This window comes from Mycobacterium sp. NPDC003449 (assembly GCF_053588415.1).
Window position 1 is genome coordinate 1 of the sequence record NZ_JBSFPX010000163.1, and the last position, 17,768, is coordinate 17,768.

At 69.1% G+C, this 17,768-nt stretch carries 18 protein-coding genes; 10 read left to right on the top strand and 8 right to left on the bottom strand.

The window, feature by feature from the left end; genetic code table 11:
- Positions 1 to 753: LLM class flavin-dependent oxidoreductase (locus ACWDTP_RS29675; protein ID WP_450026537.1), on the top strand; the 753-nt coding region annotated here is incomplete at its 5' end.
- A 98-nt stretch (positions 754 to 851) separates the two neighbouring features.
- Positions 852 to 2,225 (top strand): NAD(P)/FAD-dependent oxidoreductase, encoded by a 1,374-nt coding sequence (locus ACWDTP_RS29680; RefSeq protein WP_450026539.1) that lies wholly within the window; start codon positions 852 to 854, stop codon positions 2,223 to 2,225.
- On the opposite strand, the gene ACWDTP_RS29685 is transcribed toward ACWDTP_RS29680, so the two are convergent.
- The 8 genes from ACWDTP_RS29685 to ACWDTP_RS29720 all read right to left on the bottom strand — a co-directional run bounded on the left by ACWDTP_RS29685 (position 2,222) and on the right by ACWDTP_RS29720 (position 7,953).
- A complete protein-coding gene (locus tag ACWDTP_RS29685) occupies positions 2,222 to 2,869 on the bottom strand; it encodes an urease accessory protein UreD (protein WP_450026541.1) in 648 nt (215 codons plus the stop codon). The two genes, ACWDTP_RS29680 and ACWDTP_RS29685, sit on opposite strands and share 4 nt — an antisense overlap.
- A complete protein-coding gene (gene ureG, locus ACWDTP_RS29690; protein WP_450026543.1) occupies positions 2,869 to 3,546 on the bottom strand; it encodes an urease accessory protein UreG in 678 nt (225 codons plus the stop codon). Before ureG ends, ACWDTP_RS29685 begins: the two co-directional genes overlap by 1 nt.
- A 27-nt stretch (positions 3,547 to 3,573) precedes the next feature.
- Positions 3,574 to 4,209, bottom strand: coding sequence for an urease accessory protein UreF (locus ACWDTP_RS29695; protein WP_450026545.1), 636 nt, complete (start codon positions 4,207 to 4,209; stop codon positions 3,574 to 3,576).
- Positions 4,210 to 5,931, bottom strand: coding sequence for an urease subunit alpha (locus ACWDTP_RS29700; RefSeq protein ID WP_450026547.1), 1,722 nt, complete (start codon positions 5,929 to 5,931; stop codon positions 4,210 to 4,212).
- On the bottom strand, positions 5,928 to 6,245 hold the full coding sequence (locus tag ACWDTP_RS29705) for an urease subunit beta (protein WP_450026549.1): 318 nt from the start codon (positions 6,243 to 6,245) through the stop codon (positions 5,928 to 5,930). Before ACWDTP_RS29705 ends, ACWDTP_RS29700 begins: the two co-directional genes overlap by 4 nt.
- On the bottom strand, positions 6,242 to 6,544 hold the full coding sequence (locus ACWDTP_RS29710; RefSeq protein ID WP_450026550.1) for an urease subunit gamma: 303 nt from the start codon (positions 6,542 to 6,544) through the stop codon (positions 6,242 to 6,244). Before ACWDTP_RS29710 ends, ACWDTP_RS29705 begins: the two co-directional genes overlap by 4 nt.
- A 53-nt stretch (positions 6,545 to 6,597) precedes the next feature.
- Positions 6,598 to 7,026, bottom strand: a complete 429-nt coding sequence (locus ACWDTP_RS29715) for a PaaI family thioesterase (protein ID WP_450026552.1) — start codon at positions 7,024 to 7,026, stop codon at positions 6,598 to 6,600.
- A 156-nt stretch (positions 7,027 to 7,182) separates the two neighbouring features.
- Complete coding sequence (locus ACWDTP_RS29720; protein WP_450026554.1) at positions 7,183 to 7,953, bottom strand: iron reductase; 771 nt, start codon at positions 7,951 to 7,953, stop codon at positions 7,183 to 7,185.
- Between the two features lie 224 nt (positions 7,954 to 8,177).
- Here ACWDTP_RS29720 and ACWDTP_RS29725 point away from each other — a divergent pair, with 224 nt between their 5' ends.
- The 8 genes from ACWDTP_RS29725 to ACWDTP_RS29760 all read left to right on the top strand — a co-directional run.
- Positions 8,178 to 8,594 carry a BlaI/MecI/CopY family transcriptional regulator gene (locus ACWDTP_RS29725; protein WP_450026556.1) on the top strand — a complete coding sequence of 139 codons (417 nt, stop codon included), beginning with the start codon at positions 8,178 to 8,180 and terminating at the stop codon, positions 8,592 to 8,594.
- Positions 8,595 to 8,608: 14 nt separating this feature from the next.
- Positions 8,609 to 9,589 carry a M56 family metallopeptidase gene (locus tag ACWDTP_RS29730; protein ID WP_450026558.1) on the top strand — a complete coding sequence of 327 codons (981 nt, stop codon included), beginning with the start codon at positions 8,609 to 8,611 and terminating at the stop codon, positions 9,587 to 9,589.
- Positions 9,590 to 9,640: 51 nt separating this feature from the next.
- Positions 9,641 to 11,125 (top strand): NADP-dependent phosphogluconate dehydrogenase, encoded by a 1,485-nt coding sequence (gndA, locus tag ACWDTP_RS29735; protein ID WP_450026560.1) that lies wholly within the window; start codon positions 9,641 to 9,643, stop codon positions 11,123 to 11,125.
- Between the two features lie 77 nt (positions 11,126 to 11,202).
- On the top strand, positions 11,203 to 12,639 hold the full coding sequence (locus ACWDTP_RS29740) for a GuaB1 family IMP dehydrogenase-related protein (protein ID WP_450026562.1): 1,437 nt from the start codon (positions 11,203 to 11,205) through the stop codon (positions 12,637 to 12,639).
- 315 nt (positions 12,640 to 12,954) lie between these two features.
- Positions 12,955 to 14,334 carry a hemolysin family protein gene (locus ACWDTP_RS29745; RefSeq protein ID WP_450026564.1) on the top strand — a complete coding sequence of 460 codons (1,380 nt, stop codon included), beginning with the start codon at positions 12,955 to 12,957 and terminating at the stop codon, positions 14,332 to 14,334.
- The gene (locus tag ACWDTP_RS29750) at positions 14,327 to 15,379 is read left to right on the top strand and encodes a hemolysin family protein (RefSeq protein ID WP_450026566.1); all 1,053 of its coding nucleotides are present in this window, start codon (positions 14,327 to 14,329) and stop codon (positions 15,377 to 15,379) included. The genes ACWDTP_RS29745 and ACWDTP_RS29750 overlap by 8 nt, the downstream gene beginning before the upstream one ends.
- Complete coding sequence (locus tag ACWDTP_RS29755; protein ID WP_450026568.1) at positions 15,372 to 16,271, top strand: 3-methyladenine DNA glycosylase; 900 nt, start codon at positions 15,372 to 15,374, stop codon at positions 16,269 to 16,271. The genes ACWDTP_RS29750 and ACWDTP_RS29755 overlap by 8 nt, the downstream gene beginning before the upstream one ends.
- Before the next feature lie 112 nt (positions 16,272 to 16,383).
- Positions 16,384 to 17,768: malate synthase G (locus tag ACWDTP_RS29760; protein ID WP_450026570.1), on the top strand; the 1,385-nt coding region annotated here is incomplete at its 3' end.

Sequence of the window (17,768 nt, forward strand, 5' to 3'; positions counted from 1 at the left end):
GCACGCCGTGGCGGTGTGACCGGCATGGAACAGTCGGTGCTGATCTCGCAACTGGTGACGTTCCTCAACCGGCGGGGCTATGAACCGGGCGACCCGACGCTGCTGGCCAAGGCCATCACCACGCTCGACGTGATCAGCCAGGGCCGCGCCATCCTCGGCATCGGCACCGGCTGGTTCGAACTCGAGCACGATCAGCTCGGCTACGAGTTCGGCACCTTCACCGACCGGTTCAACAAGCTCGGCGAAGCCCTGCAGATCATCCTGCCGATGCTCGCCGGCGAACGCCCCACCGTCGACGGCAAGTACTACAAGACGGTCGAGGCGATGGCCAATCCCCGCTTCCGCGACCACATTCCGCTGATGATCGGCGGCAGCGGTGAGAAGAAGACCATCCCACTGGCGGCCAGGCACTTCGACCACCTCAACATCATCGCCGGCTTCGACGAGCTGCCCCGCAAAGTTCAGGTGGTCAAGGAACAGTGCGAGAAGCTCGACCGCGACCCGGCCACCCTGGAGACCAGCATGCTGGCGATCGCACTGATCGGCGAGAACTACACCGCCGACGTCATCCCGGACGAGTTCAAACAGCAGGCCGTGTTCGGTAGCCCCGAACAGATCGCCGAGCAACTCAAGACCAAGGTGTTCGACGCCGGCGTCGACGGCGTGATCCTCAGCCCGGTCACCATGGGCGGCTATGTCCCCGGCGGTGCGACGGCAGTCGCGGAGGCGTTGAAACCGCTGATATCCGGGTAAACAATCGGTGCGGTTGCCCACGTCACTGCGACGTGGGGAATCGCGCCGACTAACCTGTGGGTTGTATCAAGTGGGAAAAACGTCCGCGAGGAGCAGCAATGAGCCATCCCGGAGCTACGGCATCGGATCGGCATAAGGTCGTCATCATCGGATCGGGATTCGGCGGGCTCACCGCCGCCAAGACCCTCAAACGCGCCGACGTCGACATCAAGCTGATCGCCCGCACCACCCACCACCTGTTCCAGCCGCTGTTGTACCAGGTGGCCACCGGCATCATCTCCGAGGGCGAGATCGCCCCGGCCACCCGCGTCATCCTGCGCAAGCAGAAGAACGCGCAGGTGCTGCTCGGCGACGTCACCCATATCGACCTGGAGAACCAGACCGTCAACTCCGACCTGCTGGGTCACCCGTATTCGACCCCGTACGACAGCCTGATCATCGCCGCGGGCGCCGGGCAGTCGTATTTCGGCAACGACCACTTCGCCGAGTTCGCCCCCGGGATGAAGACCATCGACGATGCGCTCGAACTGCGCGGCCGGATCCTCGGCGCGTTCGAGCAGGCCGAGCGGTCCAGCGACCCGGTGCGCCGGTCGAAGCTGTTGACCTTCACCGTGGTGGGTGCGGGCCCGACCGGTGTCGAGATGGCCGGCCAGATCGCCGAGCTCTCCGACCAGACCCTGCGCGGCAGCTTCCGTCACATCGATCCGACCGAGGCCAGGGTGATCCTGCTGGACGCCGCCCCGGCGGTGCTCCCGCCGATGGGCGAGAAGCTCGGCAAGAAGGCCCAGGCCCGGCTGGAGAAGATGGGGGTCGAGGTTCAGCTCGGCGCCATGGTGACCGACGTCGACCGTAATGGCCTGACCGTCAAGGACTCCGACGGCACCCCGCGCCGTATCGAGTCCGCCTGCAAGGTGTGGTCGGCTGGTGTCTCGGCGAGTCCGCTCGGCCGCGACCTCGCCGAGCAGTCCGGGGTCGAACTCGACCGGGCCGGCCGGGTCAAGGTGCAACCCGACCTGACGGTGCCCGGCCACCCGAACGTGTTCGTCGTGGGCGATATGGCCGCCGTCGACGGGGTGCCCGGGATGGCGCAGGGCGCGATCCAGGGCGGTCGCTATGCGGCCAAGCTGATCAAGCGCGAGGTCAGCGGCACCAGCCCGAAGATCCGCACGCCGTTCGAATACTTCGACAAGGGGTCGATGGCCACGGTCTCGCGGTTCTCCGCGGTGGCCAAGGTGGGCCCGATCGAATTCGCCGGCTTCATCGCCTGGATGTCCTGGTTGGTGCTGCACCTGGTGTACATGGTCGGGTTCAAGAGCAGGCTGGTGACGGTGCTGTCGTGGGGTGTGACGTTCCTGAGCACCAAGCGTGGTCAGCTCACCATCACCGAACAGCAGGCGTACGCGCGCACCAGGATCGAGGAACTCGAGGAGATCGCGGCCGCGGTTCAGGAAACCGAGAAGGCGGCGTCCTAGCCAGCCGACAGGTTCGCGGGCAGCCGGTCACCCTGCCAGGTGGCCAGGCTGCCGCCGTCGGCCAGGCTCAGCACTGTTCCCACGCCGTCGAACAGCGGTGCCGGATAACGCAGTTCGCTGACGGTCGCGCGAGGCGAGGCGAGTTCGTCGTCACCGACCGAACCGCACCCCAGTTCGATCCGGTGCCGAAGCAGCGGCATCGCACCGACGTCGGCGTGCAGCGTCCCGGACCAGAACCCTTGGCGCTCACCGGATCTGCCGATCTGGATCCGTTCCCGGATCCGCACCTGCGCGGTATCGGAGAGCCGCAACCGGGTCGCGGTCCGATGTCGTGACCCGCCGGCCACCACGGTCGGCTCCGGGTCCAGGTCCAGCTCCCCGGCGACGTCGAGCTCCCAGCCCGCCTGCGACCACGGCGTCTGCGCCCCCGGCAGGACCAGGGTCGCCGCGGCGGTCCGGATCGCCAGTCTGGCACCGGGTTCGACCGTCACCCGCACGGTAATCGAGTCACCGCCCAGCGGGGTGGCGGCCCGCGACACCAGATGCACCGAGTCGGGTCCGGTGCGCCGGGCGGCCAGCCCGCCGGCCGCCTCGATCCGGGGCAACCGCCCCGGACTCGCGACGATGAGGACCTCGGAGTGCATCAGACCGGCGCGGCCTCCAGCTGGGCCCGCACCCAGCCCAGCACCGGGCCCGCCGCCGGATCCTCGGTCAGCGAGATCAGCGCGGTCGGCCTGTCCTGGCGGACTTCGGCGGCATCGCGGCGCATCACGTCGAGATCGGCGCCCACCAGCGGTGCGAGGTCGGTCTTGTTGACCACCAACAGATCCGAATAGGTCACGCCCGGCCCACCCTTGCGCGGCACCTTGTCGCCACCCGCCACGTCGACGACGAAGATCTGCACGTCCACCAGGCCCGAGGAGAAGGTGGCGGTCAGATTGTCCCCACCCGATTCCACCAGGATCAGGTCAAGGCCAGGGTTGGCCTCGACGAGATCGTCGATGGCGTCGAGGTTGGCGGTGATGTCGTCGCGGATCGCGGTGTGTGGACATCCACCGGTCTGCACGGCGGCGATCCGCCGGTCGGGCAGTACCGCATGCCTGCGCAGGAAGTCGGCGTCCTCGGTGGTGTAGATGTCGTTGGTCAGCACCGCCAGTGACAGTTCGTCGCGCAGTTGCCGGCACAACGCGGCGACCAGCGCGGTCTTGCCGGAGCCGACCGGGCCACCGATGCCGATCCGCAGCGCCTCGCCGGGCCTGCGCACCCGCCTGGGCCGGTCGGCGTGCGAATGGGGTTCGCCATCGAGGAAATGTGGTGGCATGGTGCACCTTTCTCAGAACGGATGAACTCAGGAGACGAACAGGGGACGTTCGCGGTCGATGTGCCGCTGGGCCAGCGTGTCGAGTAACGGATCGGACAGATCGGCCAGCCCGGCGGCGGCTTCGGCGGCCACCGCATCGCACAGTCCGGACAGCTCGAAGGTCACCGCGGCCACATCCGCGGGGTCGAGCGCGAGCAACCGCTGGGCGGCGGTCGCCGATCCGGTCATTGTCGTGTAGACCACCGACACCGCGGTCTGCCCGGGCCGCAGACCGGCCGCGGCGCCGACCGCCCCGGCCGCCACCGCCAGATGCGGCCGGGTGCCCAGTGCGGCCCAGTCCTGCTCCGGCCACACCCGCCGGGCCAGCCTGATCAGGCCTCTGCCCTGGGTCCTTGACGCCTCGCGGGCGGCGGGTGCCGGTGTGCGGGCATCGGTTTCGGCATCGGCGACCGGTGCGGTCAGCGCGCCGGTGTGCACGGCGACCGCGATCGATGCGGTGACCGCGCCGTGGCTGCGGATGCGGCGGATGAGGTAGGCGCGCAGGGTCGCGGGACCGGTGAGCAGGCCACTGGTCACCGCCTCCTCGACACCGCCGGAATGCACATGCCCACCGGTCGGCAGTCGCGAGTCGGCCAGGGTGAGAAGGGTGGCGAGACCGCTCATCTAGAAGAGGAAGTATCGCTGCGCCATGGGCAGGCGGGCCGCGGGCTGTTCCTGCCACACCTCGCCGTCGATGCGCACGGTGAACGTGTCGGGCTCCACCTCGATCCTGGGCATCGCGTCGTTGAGCGGCATCTGGGCCTTCCCGACCCGGCGGACGTTGCGGACCGCGACGAGTTTTCGCCGGATGTCCAGACGCTGCGCCAGACCGTCCTCGATCGCCTGTGGGGCGACGAAGTGCACCGACGTCGCGGCCGCGGCCGCGGGCGCCGCGCCGAACATCGGCCGGGGCAGCACCGGCTGCGGGGTGGGGATCGAGGCATTGGCGTCACCCATGGCCGCCCAGGCGATCATCCCGCCCTTGAGCACGGCATGCGGGCGCACCCCGAAGAACGCGGGCTCCCACAGCACCAGGTCGGCCAGCTTGCCGACCTCCACCGAACCGATCTCGCCGTCCAGACCGTGCGCGACGGCCGGGCAGATCGTGTATTTCGCGACGTAGCGCCGCACCCGGTTGTTGTCGGCCCGGCCGTCGCCGTCCAGGGCGCCGCGCCTGCGCTTCATCACATGCGCGGTCTGCCAGGTGCGCAGCACCACCTCACCGATCCGGCCCATCGCCTGCGCGTCGCTGCCGATCATCGAGATGGCGCCGATATCGTGCAGCAGATCCTCGGCGGCGATGGTCGACGGCCGGATCCGGCTCTCGGCGAACGCCAGATCCTCCGGAACCGCGGGATTGAGGTGATGGCACACCATGAGCATGTCGAGATGCTCGTCGAGGGTGTTGACGGTATGCGGCCGGGTCGGGTTGGTCGAGCTCGGCAGCACATTGGGATGGGATGCGACGGTGATGATGTCGGGCGCATGACCGCCGCCGGCGCCCTCGGTGTGGTAGGCGTGGATCGTCCGGCCCTTGACCGCGGCCAGGGTGTCCTCGACGAACCCGGCCTCGTTGAGGGTGTCGGTGTGGATGTTGGCCTGTACGCCTGCCGCGTCGGCGACGGTCAGGCAGGCGTCGATGGCCGCGGGAGTGGAGCCCCAGTCCTCGTGCAGTTTGAATCCCGCTGCGCCGCCGCGCAGTTGCTCCCACATCGCCTCGGTGCTGACCGTGTTGCCCTTGCCGAGCAGCGCGATGTTGAGCGGCCAGGAGTCCAGCGCCTCCAGCATCCGGGCCAGGTGCCAGGCGCCGGGGGTGACGGTGGTGGCCTTGCTGCCCTCCGCCGGGCCGGTGCCGCCGGCGACGATGGTGGTGATCCCGCCGCCGAGTGCCTCGTCCATGATCTGCGGACAGATCAGGTGCACATGGCAGTCGATCGCCCCCGCGGTGACGATGCGGCCGCTACCGCCGATGATTTCGGTCGACGGTCCGACCACCAGGTCGGGATGCACTCCCGACATGATCTCCGGGTTTCCCGCCTTGCCGATGGCGACGATCCGCCCGTCGCGGATTCCGATGTCGGCCTTGATGATTCCCCAGTGGTCGATGATCACCGCCCCGGTGATGACGGTGTCGGGGGCGCCGTCGGCACGGGTCGCCCTGGACTGCCCCATCGACTCGCGTAGCACCTTCCCGCCGCCGAACACCGCCTCATCGCCCGCCAGAGCGGGGCCGCCGCTGCGGTCCTCGGTGATCTCGACGAACAGGTCGGTGTCGGCCAGCCTGATCCGGTCCCCCGCGGTGGGGCCGAACAGTGCCGCGTAGCGGGCCCTGGACAGTTCGGTCATCGTGATCCGTCCAGCCGGCCCGGCGGGTCCAGGCTGATGCCGTGCACCTCGCGGGTGCCACCCAGTGGCACCAGGGAGACATGTTGGGCCACACCGGGTTCGAACCGGACCGCGGTTCCGGCCGCAATGTCGAGCCGGTGGCCGCGGGCGGCGTCCCTGTCGAACTCCAGCGCCTTGTTGGCCTGCGGCAGGTGGACGTGGCTGCCGACCTGGACGGGCCGGTCGCCGGTGTTGACGATGTCGAGCGTCAGCCGCGGTGCACCGGCGTTGAGGGCGATATCGCCGTCACCGAACACGATTTCGCCGGGGATCATGAGATCGGCTGGTGGACGGTGACCAGTTTGGTGCCGTCCGGAAAGGTCGCCTCGACCTGGACGTCGTCGAGCATCTCCGCGACCCCCTCCATGACCTGGTCCCTGGTCAGCACAGCGCGCCCGCTGACCATCAGTTCGGCGACCGTGCGGCCGTCGCGGGCGCCTTCCAGCAGATGATCGGTGATCATCGCGACGGCTTCGGGATGGTTGAGCCGCAGGCCCCGAGCCTGCCTGCGGCGGGCCAGATCCGCGGCATACGAGATCAGCAGCCGGTCCCGCTCATGCGGCGTTAAACGCATAGTGCGCGATATTGCCATGACCGGCGCCGATCGGCAGCGCTCGCGCCGGTGGGTCAGGCCGGGCCGGATTCGGCAGGCATGTTCTGCAGCCGCACCTGTCCCCGGGCCACCGGGCGGTCGCGTTCGTCGGTGATGGTGATCAGCCACAGCTGCTGGCGGCGGCCGCGGTGGATCGGTGTCGACTCGGCGGTCACCGTGCCGGCGCCGAGCGCGCGCAGGAAGTCGGTGTTGTTGTTGACGCCGACCACGGTGCCGCCGCCGTTCTCGGCCAGCCAGACGTGGGCGGAGACGCTGGCCAGGCTTTCGATGATGGCGCAGTACACCCCGCCGTGCACGATTCCCCACGGCTGCAACAGCCGGTCGTGGATCGTCAACTGCGCCCGCCCGCCGTCCGGCGTGAGCTCGAGGTAGGTCAGGCCGAGTTCGTTGTCGAATCCCTTGCCCAGATCTTCTGGGCGGCCGACGGTTTGATCTGTCGTCACAGTCTTCGTGTCTACACGCCGGGATCGGATAAAGATGCGGGCGGGTCCCGCGTGATAAACGCGGGACCCGCCCTCGAGCGGACCGGGGGTCTCTGCAGCCCTCAGGACTCCGGCACGGTCCGTTGGTCTCGTACTGAAATAATAGGCAAGGCTGCCCTAATTAAGCAAGCCCTTCCCCGGCCGGTAGGCGCCGCGGACCGGCAATCCGAAGCCGACCAGCGCATCGAGCACCGCCTGCCCGCGCCGCATGCTGACGAGCTCACTGGAGCCGGCCAGCATCGGGACCTGGGTCGACGCGCTCACCACGGCGGCACCGACCATGTGCCACATCGCCGCGGCCGACATCACGCCGTCGCCGATCTCCACCAGCCTGCCGAACAGCGGCGCCAGCGCGCGATGGCTGCGGTGGGCCACCCAGGTCGTCAGGGCCGCCTCGCTGGGCAGCGCGACGATCCCGTCCTGGACCGCGTTGGCGACCCGTGTGGCCCGGCCGCCGAAGTGCGGATCGTCGGGCAGGGCCCGCACGATCGGGTCCACCACGCCGACCCAGTCGATGGCACCCTCGGAGTCGACGTGCACCCACAGGTTCTCCAGCCCGGTGTCCCAGGCGCGGCCCTCCAGGACCAGCAGCGGAACCACCCGACCGATGACGACGTGGGCCAGGGTGGCCGCGAGTTGCTGGGCGACCGCGGCACGGTTGTCGGTCTCGGCGATCGCGGTGTCGAACATCGTCTGGAGGCGGTTGGCACTGAGCGCCTCGGCCAGCGGCCACCAGCGCCTGCGGGACAGGTCACCCATGACGGCCACGCCGTAGACCCGCGGACACTCCGGATACAGCTCACGCAGGCGCCGGCTCGAATCGTGCAGCGGCAGCGTCCTCCTGACGGCCATACCTGCGATCAGCGGATCCTCGATCAGGACCGTCATGCCACCTCCGAAAGCTCCGATTTGACTTAGGTTAGCCTTACTATAGTCACGAGATGAATGAGCGAAACCCCCTGTGACTCGATTCACAACAGGCCCCGAAAGGGGCGCTGACCTTGCGGTAAACGCCCGTCGACGACGCCGGGACGACTACCCGCAGATGGATACGACACGCGGTAGTAAGCCCGTAGTACGCTGGCTTTACTGCTCAGGAGAGTGAACGAAACATGGCCAAACTGACGCGTCTCGGGGAACTGGAGCGCGAGGTGATGGACCACCTGTGGTCGGCACCCGAACCCCAAACCGTGCGCCAAGTCCACGAGGCGCTGGCCGCCCGCCGCGACTTGGCATACACCACGATCATGACCGTGCTGCAGCGACTGGCGAAGAAGAACCTCGTCGTGCAGCACCGCGATGACCGTGCGCACCGCTACGCCCCCACCAACGGCCGCGACGAGCTCGTGGCCGGGCTGATGGTCGACGCCCTCGACCAGGCTTCGGACTCCGGCGGACGGCAGGCGGCCCTGGTCCACTTCGTCGAACGAGTCGGCGCCGACGAAGCCGATGCGCTGCGGCGCGCGCTGGACGAACTCGAAAGCAAACACCGAATCCCGCCACCGGCTGGCAATTTCGGCACCCCCTGAGAGACACTTACGGCGTGTCCGCGCTGGCCTTCACCCTCGTAGCGCTGGCCCTGGTCGGGCCGGTGCCGGCGATGCTGGCGCGGGCCGCATGGCCGATGCGGGCGCCCCGCGCGGCGATCGTGCTGTGGCAGTCGATCGCCCTGGCCGCCGTCCTCTCGGCGTTCTCGGCGGGTATCGCGATCGCCAGCCGGCTGTTCGTGCCGGGCCCGGACGGCAGGCCGACCGCCACCATCACCAGCGAGATCGAGGCGCTGGGCTGGCCGCTGTGGTCGCTGTACGTCGTGGTTTTCACCTTCACCCTGTTCATCGGCGCCAGGCTGTGCGTCGCGGTGGTCCAGGTGGCCGTCGCCACCCGGAGACGGCGCGCCCATCACCGGATGATGGTCGACCTGCTCAGCAAGTCCCGCGACGCCATGCCCGCGCATCTGTGCACCCACGGCAGCGCGAACGGCCAGCTCACCCGGGGCGGGCTGCGCATCCTCGACGTCGAGCAACCGTTGGCCTACTGCCTGCCCGGGGTCCGGAGCCGGGTGGTGGTCAGCGAAGGGACGCTGACCGCGCTGTCCGACGGCGAGATCGCGGCGATCCTCACCCATGAGCGTGCCCACCTGCGGGCCCGCCACGACCTGGTCCTGGAGATGTTCACCGCGGTCCATGCGGCGTTCCCGCGCTTCGTCCGCAGCGCCAACGCGCTCGACGCGGTCCGGCTGCTGATCGAACTGCTGGCCGACGACGCCGCGGTACGGGCCGCGGGCCCGACTCCCCTGGCCCGCGCCCTGGTCGCCTGCGCATCCGGGCGCACCCCGTCGGGCGCCATGGCCGCGGGCGGCCCGACCACCGTGGTCCGGGTGCGCCGCCTCGGCGGCAAGCCCAACAGCCTCATCCTGGCCGCCGTCGCCTACCTGGCCGCGGTGGCCGTCCTGGTGGTCCCCACCGTCGCGGTCGCCGTTCCCTGGCTGACCGAGTTGCACCGCCTGTTCGCCGGGTTGGGATAAGGCCGCACCGGACAGGCGTTCATCTACAACAAAACAACGAAAGGCTCCTGCATGACCAACTCGAGCACTTCCGGCACGGCCCAGATCGGGGTCACCGGGCTGGCGGTGATGGGGTCGAACATCGCCAGAAACTTCGCCCACCACGGCTATACCGTTGCCCTGCACAACCGGTCGGTGGCCAAGACCGACGCCCTGTTGGCCGAGCACGGTTCGGAAGGCACGTTCGTCCGCAGCGAGACCATCGCGGAATTTCTTGACGCGCTGGAGAAGCCGCGTCGGGTGTTGATCATGGTCAAGGCCGGCGATCCGACGGATGCCGTCATCAACGAACTCGCCGACGCCATGGAGCCCGGCGACATCATCATCGACGGCGGCAACGCGCTCTACACCGACACCATCCGCCGCGAGGCCGCGATGCGCGAGCGTGGCCTGCACTTCGTCGGCGCCGGCATCTCGGGCGGTGAGGAGGGGGCGCTCAACGGGCCGTCGATCATGCCCGGCGGGCCCGCCGAATCGTATAAGAGCCTCGGCCCGCTGCTGGAGGAGATCTCGGCACACGTCGACGGCGTCCCGTGCTGCACCCACATCGGCCCCGACGGGGCCGGGCACTTCGTCAAGATGGTGCACAACGGCATCGAGTACTCCGATATGCAGTTGATCGGCGAGGCCTACCAGCTGCTGCGCGACGGTCTTGGCAAGTCCGCACCCGAGATCGCCGAGGTGTTCGCCGAATGGAACACCGGTGATCTGGACAGCTTCCTGATCGAGATCACCGCCAAGGTGCTGCGCCAGGTCGACGCCACCACCGGCCAGCCCCTGGTCGATGTCATCGTCGACGAGGCCGAGCAGAAGGGCACCGGCCGCTGGACCGTGAAATCCGCGCTGGACCTTGGCGTTCCGGTCACCGGCATCGCCGAGGCGGTGTTCGCCAGGGCACTGTCGGGTTCGGTGCCGCAGCGCAAGGCCGCCGTCCAGGGCGAGCGAAGCGACGGGAAAGGTAGCGGCCTGGCCTCCGGTGAACTCGGTGCGGCGCCGACGGACGCCGCCCAGTTCATCGAGGACGTGAGCCGGGCGCTGTACGCCTCCAAGATCATCGCCTACGCGCAGGGCTTCAACCAGATCCAGGCCGGCAGCGCCGAGTACGACTGGGGCATCACCCCCGGCGACATGGCCACCATCTGGCGCGGCGGTTGCATCATCCGGGCCAAATTCCTCAACCGGATCAAAGAGGCCTACGACCAGGAACCGGACCTGGCCACCCTGCTGGCCGCGCCCTACTTCCGCAGCGCCGTCGAGTCGGCGATCGACAGCTGGCGCCGCGTCGTGGTGACCGCCACCCAGCTCGGGATCCCGATCCCTGGTTTCTCCTCGGCGCTGTCCTACTACGACGCGCTGCGCACCGAGCGGCTGCCCGCGGCGCTGACCCAGGGCCTGCGCGACTTCTTCGGTGCGCACACCTACGGCCGCACCGACGCCGAGCCCGGCCAGAAGTTCCACACGCTGTGGAGCGGGGACCGCAGCGAGGTCCCGGCCTAACCACACCTTTTGGTCACACCTTCTGCGCCGAGCGGTCGCCGACTCGCGACCGCTCGGCGGAAAACTAGACTGACCGTGTGAGGTTCCTTGACGGGCACGCGCCCCAGTACGACCTGACCTACAACGACGTCTTCGTCGTCCCGAACCGCTCGGATGTGACATCGCGCTTCGACGTCGATCTGTCCACAGCGGACGGGTCGGGCACGACCATCCCGGTGGTGGTGGCGAATATGACCGCGGTCGCGGGCCGGCGGATGGCCGAGACGGTCGGGCGGCGCGGCGGCATCGTGGTGCTGCCGCAGGATCTGCCGATCACGGCCGTCGAGGCCACGGTCGACTTCGTCAAGAGCCGCGACCTGGTGGCCGACACCCCGGTCACCCTCGGCCCGGAGGATTCGGTGTCCGACGCCGTGGCTCTGCTGTACAAACGCGCCCACGGGGCCGCCGTCGTGGTGTTCGAGGGCCGCCCGATCGGGCTGGTGACCGCGGCCGCCTGTGCCGGGGTGGACCGGTTCGCCCGGGTCCGCGACATCGCGATCTCGGATTTCGTCACCGCCCCGGCCGGCACCGACCCGCGCGAGGTGTTCGATCTGCTCGAGCACGCCCCGGTGGACGTCGCGGTGCTGACCGGACCCGATGGCAGCCTGGCCGGGGTGCTCACCCGCACCGCGGCGATCCGGACCGGCATCTACTCCCCCGCCGTCGACGCGCAGGGACGGCTGCGGATCGCCGCCGCCGTCGGCATCAACGGCGACATCGCCGCCAAGGCCCGCTCCCTCGCCGAGGCCGGTGCCGATCTGTTGGTCATCGACACCGCGCACGGTCACCAGCTCAAGATGCTCGACGCGATCAAGGCGGTGGCCTCTCTTGACCTCGGGCTGCCGCTGGTCGCGGGCAATGTGGTGTCGGCCGAGGGCACCAGGGACCTGATCGGCGCGGGCGCCTCGATCGTCAAGGTCGGCGTGGGCCCCGGCGCGATGTGCACCACCAGGATGATGACCGGGGTGGGCCGGCCGCAGTTCTCGGCGGTTCTCGAATGCGCAGCGGCGGCAAGGGAACTCGGCGCCCACGTGTGGGCCGACGGCGGGGTGCGCCATCCCCGCGACGTCGCGCTTGCCCTGGCCGCGGGCGCCTCCAACGTGATGATCGGCTCCTGGTTCGCCGGCACCTATGAGTCTCCAGGCGATCTGCTGCACGACCGCGACGACCGGCCCTACAAGGAGAGCTACGGGATGGCCTCCAAGCGGGCCGTGGCGGCCAGGACCGCGGCCGACGGATCGTTCGACCGGGCCCGCAAGGCCCTGTTCGAGGAGGGCATCTCCACGTCGCGGATGAGCCTGGACCCGGCCCGCGGCGGCGTCGAGGACCTCCTCGACCACATCACCTCGGGCGTCCGCAGCACCTGCACCTACGTCGGCGCCACGAACCTGGCCGAACTGCACGACAAGGTGGTGCTCGGCGTGCAGTCGGCGGCCGGCTTCGCCGAAGGGCACCCGCTACCCACCGGCTGGTGACGGACAGGCCGGCACATCCTCGATGACCTCGACGGCGACCGAGGCGCGGCGTCGGGTTCACCGATCTCCTCTGCCCACAGACGCGGGCGGGCCCGCCGGTTCGCGATAAGATTGAGCCTCACATTCATCGCCGGCCGGATCCGCCGCGCCGGCGCTAACGAACGAAAGGGTTCACGTGCCGCAGGCACCCATGGAGGCCTCCGGTTCTGAACCGGCCTCCCGGGCGGAGCAGCAGTCACTTCTGAGCGCCGATACCGACGACCCCTCTACTAGTCGGCCGGGCCCCGTGCCCGGCGCCCCCCTGGTGAGGACCCGATGAGCGGCTCGTCCGGCGTGATCTTCTCGCTGCTGTCCATCTTCGCGATCATTCTGCTCACCTTCGGTACCGCGGTGTTCGTCGCGGCCGAGTTCTCCCTCACCGCGCTGGAACGCAGCACGGTCGAGGCCAACGCCCGCGACGGCGACCGTCGCGACCACATCGTGCGCCGGGCGCACCGGACCCTGTCCTTCCAACTGTCCGGCGCCCAGGTGGGCATCTCGATCACCACCCTGGCCACCGGCTACCTGGCCGAACCCGTCGTGGGCCGGCTGGTCCGACCCGGGCTGGAGGCCATCGGCACCCCGGCGAACCTGGTCGGCGGGTTGTCCCTGTTCCTGGCCGTGCTGATCGCGACGTCGCTGTCGATGGTGTTCGGCGAGCTGGTGCCCAAGAACCTGGCGGTGGCCCGGCCGGTGCCGACGGCCAGGGCCGCGGCACCGTTCCAGGTGCTGTTCTCGATGCTGTTCACACCGGTGATCCGGATGACCAACGGCACGGCCAACTGGATTCTGCGCCGCCTCGGCATCGAACCCGCCGAGGAGCTGCGGTCGGCGCGCTCGGCCCAGGAGCTGGCGTCGCTGGTGCGCAACTCGGCCCGCAGCGGTTCGCTCGATCCGACCACGGCGCTGCTGGTGGACCGCTCGCTGCAGTTCGGCGAGCGCACCGCCGAGGAACTCATGACGCCGCGGTCGAAGATCGAGACGCTGGACGCCGATGACACCGTCGCCGATCTGATGGCGTCGGCGATCCGGACCGGCTACTCCCGGTTCCCGATCATCGAGGGCGACCTCGACGAGACGATCGGTGTGGTGCACGTCAAACAGGTGTTCTCGGTTCCGCGCGCCGAGCGGGAGCGCCAGCGCCTGGCCGGGTTGGCGCTGCCGGTCGCCACCGTGCCCTCCACGCTGGACGGCGACGCGGTGATGGCCCAGATCCGGGCCAACGGGCTGCAGACCGCGCTGGTCGTCGACGAGTACGGCGGCACCGCGGGCCTGGTCACCGTCGAGGATCTGATCGAGGAGATCGTGGGCGATGTCCGCGACGAACACGACGACGCCACCCCGGACGTGGTGCCCGCCGGGCAGGGCTGGCAGGTGTCGGGGCTGCTGCGGATCGACGAGGTGGCGGCCCACACCGGATTCCGTGCCCCCGAGGGCGAGTACGAGACCATCGGCGGGCTGGTGCTGCAACAACTCGGGCACATTCCGCGCAGTGGCGAGGCCGTGGAGCTCACGGCGTTCGATCCCGACGGCCCGCCCGACGAGCCGGCGCGTTGGCTCGCGACGGTGGTGCGGATGGACGGGCGCCGTATCGACCTGCTCGAGCTGACCGGGCTGGGCGACGGCGCCGAGCCTGGGGGTGAGCACCGTGGGTGACATTTTCGGTGTGTTGTTGACGGTGCTGCTGCTGATCGCCAACGCGTTCTTCGTGGCGTCGGAGTTCGCGCTCATCTCGGCCCGGCGCGACCGGCTTCAGGCGCTGGCCGAACAGGGTAAGCGCAGCGCGGTCACGGTGATCCGGGCCGGCGAGAACCTGTCGTTGATGCTGGCCGGCTCTCAGCTGGGCATCACGATCTGCTCGATCCTGCTGGGCCGCGTCGGCGAACCCGCCGTCGCGCACCTGCTGGAGAAGCCGTTCGCGCTGGTCGGGGTGTCCGATGCGGTGTTGCACACGGTGTCGTTCTTCGTGGCCCTGGCCATCGTGGTGATCCTGCACGTGCTGCTCGGCGAGATGGTGCCGAAGAACATCGCCATCGCGGGTCCGGAGTCGGCGGCGATGCTGCTCATCCCGTCCTACCTGCTCTACATCCGGGCGGCCCGGCCGTTCATCGCGTTCTACAACTGGTGCGCCAACACCAGCCTGCGCGCGTTCCGGGTCGAACCGAAAGACGAACTGGAATCGGCGGTGTCGACCGTCGAACTGTCCGAGATGATCGCCGAGTCGGTGTCCGAGGGTCTCCTGGACCCCGAGGAGCACGGCCGGCTGACCCGCGCGCTGCAGACCCGCGGCCGCACCGTGGCCGATGTCGAGATGCCGCTGCGCGAGATCCACGCCGTGCCGGTCGCCGCGGCGGGCAGCGGGCCGACCGTCGGTGATGTCGAGAAGGCCCTCACCGAAACCGGCTACTCCCGTTTCCCGGTGGTCGACATGTTCGGCACCTACATCGGCTACCTGCACATCAAGGATGTGCTGCCCCAGGTCAACGATCCCGAGGCGGTGCTGGACCTGGCCATGGTCCGGCCGCTGCCGCGGGTGGCCGCGACCCTGCCGGTGCCCGACGCGCTGTCCCGGCTGCGGCGCAGCAACAGCCACCTGGCCCTGGTCACCTCCGCCGACGGCACCGTCACCGCGATGGTGGCGCTTGAGGATCTGGTCGAGGATCTGGTGGGCACCGTGCGCGACGGAACGCACCGTGTCTGATTCGGCCACCGCGGTGGCGGCCTGCCGGGTTCTGGACGAGCCGGCCTGGACCGCGGCCGCGGCCCGGCACCGCGACCGGGTCGATGCGTTCCTGGCGCCGCACCGTCGGCGCCGGGAACGCGGTGAGCCGCATCCGGTGTGGGATTTCCTGTTCACCTACTACAGCCTGAAACCGCGCCAGCTGCGGCGCTGGCATCCCGGCTACGGGGTGGTCCTCGGCGGCGAGGCCGCCCGCGGCTATCTCGGTGCGAGCGGCTACGGTGCCGCGCGCCGGGGCGGGGTCACGGTGACGCGTGAGCATCTGGCCGCGCGCACCGACACCGTGAGATTCATCGCAACGCTGATGCGCGCCACCGCGGCGCGCCCGGCCCGGCTCAACTGCTTCGGGTTGCACGAGTGGGCGATGGTGTACCGGGCGCCCGAGGTGCGCCACGCCCAGGTTCCGCTGCGCCTGGGCGCGGCCGGGACGGATGCGGTGGTGGATTCGATGCCGTTGCGGTGCAGCCATTTCGACGCCTTCCGCTTCTTCACGGCGCCGGCCGCCGAACGTAACGACCGCAGGCTGAGCCGCCAGACCCAGATCGGCTCCGAGCAGCCCGGATGCGTGCACGCCTCGATGGACACCTACAAGTGGGCCTACAAGCTGGGTCCACTGGTGGCCTCCGACCTCGTGATCGACGCGCTCGAACTCGCGGCCGACGCGCGGGCGCTGGATATGCGCGCAAGCCCGTATGACCTGAGAAGCTATGGTTTCGAGCCGATCGCCATCGAGACACCGGCTGGGCGCGCCGAGTACGTGCGGGCCCAGCAGCAGATCGCCGACCGGGCGGCCCCGCTGCGGACCGCCCTGGCAAACCGGTGTGAGCTGTTGCTCAGCGAGGCGGACGGCTGAAACGCCGTCGTTACCCATGGGTAAGCTGGATAAACGGCAGACACCGCACGGTGTCCGCAGCCGAGGGAGGAAATATGACGAGCAGCAAGCCAGAAGCGAAGGCGGACCGCACATGACCGATCGTGTGACGGTGGGAAACCTGCGCGTCGCCAAGGTGCTGCACGACTTCATCACCAATGAGGCGTTACCCGGCACCGGCGTCGACCCCGACACCTTCTGGTCCGGTGTGGACAAGGTGGTCGCCGACCTGACCCCGAAGAACCAGGATCTGCTGGCCCGGCGCGACGAGCTGCAGGCCCAGATCGACAAGTGGCACCGGGCTCACGTCCTCGAACCGGTCGACCCGCAGGCCTACAAGCAGTTCCTCACCGAGATCGGCTACCTGCTGCCCGAGCCGGATGACTTCACCGTCACCACGGCCAACGTCGACGACGAGGTCACCACCACCGCGGGCCCGCAGCTGGTGGTGCCGATCCTCAACGCACGGTTCGCCCTCAACGCCGCCAACGCGCGCTGGGGGTCGCTCTACGACGCGTTGTACGGCACCGACGTCATCTCCGAGGACGACGGCGCCGAGAAGGGCACCAGCTACAACCGGGTGCGCGGCGACAAGGTGATCGCCTACGCGCGCACGTTCCTCGACGATTCGGTGCCGCTGGAGTCCGGTTCGTGGGCGGATGCGACCGGGGTGAGCATCGAGGACGGCCGGCTGGCGATCACCACCGGCGAGTCCTCGGAGGCGGTCGGTTTGAAGGATGCCGAACAGTTCGTCGGCTATACCGGCGAGCTCGGCAAGCCGCAGTGGTCGGTGCTGCTGGTCAACAACGGCCTGCACATCGAGATCCTGATCGACCCCGACTCCCCGATCGGCTCGACCGACAAGGCCGGGATCAAGGATGTGACGCTGGAGTCCGCGATCACCACGATCATGGACTTCGAGGACTCGGTCGCCGCGGTCGACGCCGAGGACAAGGTGCTCGGCTACCGCAACTGGCTGGGCCTCAACCGTGGTGACCTGACCGAGGAGGTCAGCAAGGGTGACAAGACCTTCACCCGGGTGCTCAATCCCGACCGCACCTTCACCACACCCGACGGTGAGGGTGAGCTGACCCTGCCCGGCCGGAGCCTGCTGTTCGTCCGCAACGTCGGGCATCTGATGACCAACGACGCCATCGTCGACTCCGAAGGCACTGAGATCCCCGAGGGCATCCAGGACGCCCTGTTCACCGGCCTGATCGCGATGCACGGGCTGAAGACCGATTCCAAGAACGGCCCCCTGCGCAACAGCCGCACCGGCTCGGTCTACATCGTCAAACCCAAGATGCACGGTCCCGACGAGGTGGCGTTCACCTCGGAGCTGTTCAGCCGGGTCGAGGATGTGCTCGGCCTGCCGGAGGCGACGCTCAAGGTCGGCATCATGGACGAGGAACGACGGACCACGGTCAACCTCAAGGCCGCCATCAAGGCCGCCTCGGACCGGGTGGTGTTCATCAACAC

Excerpts from the sequence above, each read along its gene's own strand:
- ACWDTP_RS29710 (WP_450026550.1), bottom strand. The coding sequence starts at position 6,544 with ATGCGTTTAACGCCGCATGAGCGGGACCGGCTGCTGATCTCGTATGCC.
- ACWDTP_RS29705 (WP_450026549.1), bottom strand. The coding sequence starts at position 6,245 with ATGATCCCCGGCGAAATCGTGTTCGGTGACGGCGATATCGCCCTCAAC.
- ACWDTP_RS29745 (WP_450026564.1), top strand. The coding sequence starts at position 12,955 with ATGAGCGGCTCGTCCGGCGTGATCTTCTCGCTGCTGTCCATCTTCGCG.
- ureG (WP_450026543.1), bottom strand. The coding sequence starts at position 3,546 with ATGCCACCACATTTCCTCGATGGCGAACCCCATTCGCACGCCGACCGG.
- ACWDTP_RS29700 (WP_450026547.1), bottom strand. The coding sequence starts at position 5,931 with ATGACCGAACTGTCCAGGGCCCGCTACGCGGCACTGTTCGGCCCCACC.
- ACWDTP_RS29725 (WP_450026556.1), top strand. The coding sequence starts at position 8,178 with ATGGCCAAACTGACGCGTCTCGGGGAACTGGAGCGCGAGGTGATGGAC.
- ACWDTP_RS29680 (WP_450026539.1), top strand. The coding sequence starts at position 852 with ATGAGCCATCCCGGAGCTACGGCATCGGATCGGCATAAGGTCGTCATC.
- ACWDTP_RS29685 (WP_450026541.1), bottom strand. The coding sequence starts at position 2,869 with ATGCACTCCGAGGTCCTCATCGTCGCGAGTCCGGGGCGGTTGCCCCGG.
- ACWDTP_RS29720 (WP_450026554.1), bottom strand. The coding sequence starts at position 7,953 with ATGACGGTCCTGATCGAGGATCCGCTGATCGCAGGTATGGCCGTCAGG.
- ACWDTP_RS29695 (WP_450026545.1), bottom strand. The coding sequence starts at position 4,209 with ATGAGCGGTCTCGCCACCCTTCTCACCCTGGCCGACTCGCGACTGCCG.
- gndA (WP_450026560.1), top strand. The coding sequence starts at position 9,641 with ATGACCAACTCGAGCACTTCCGGCACGGCCCAGATCGGGGTCACCGGG.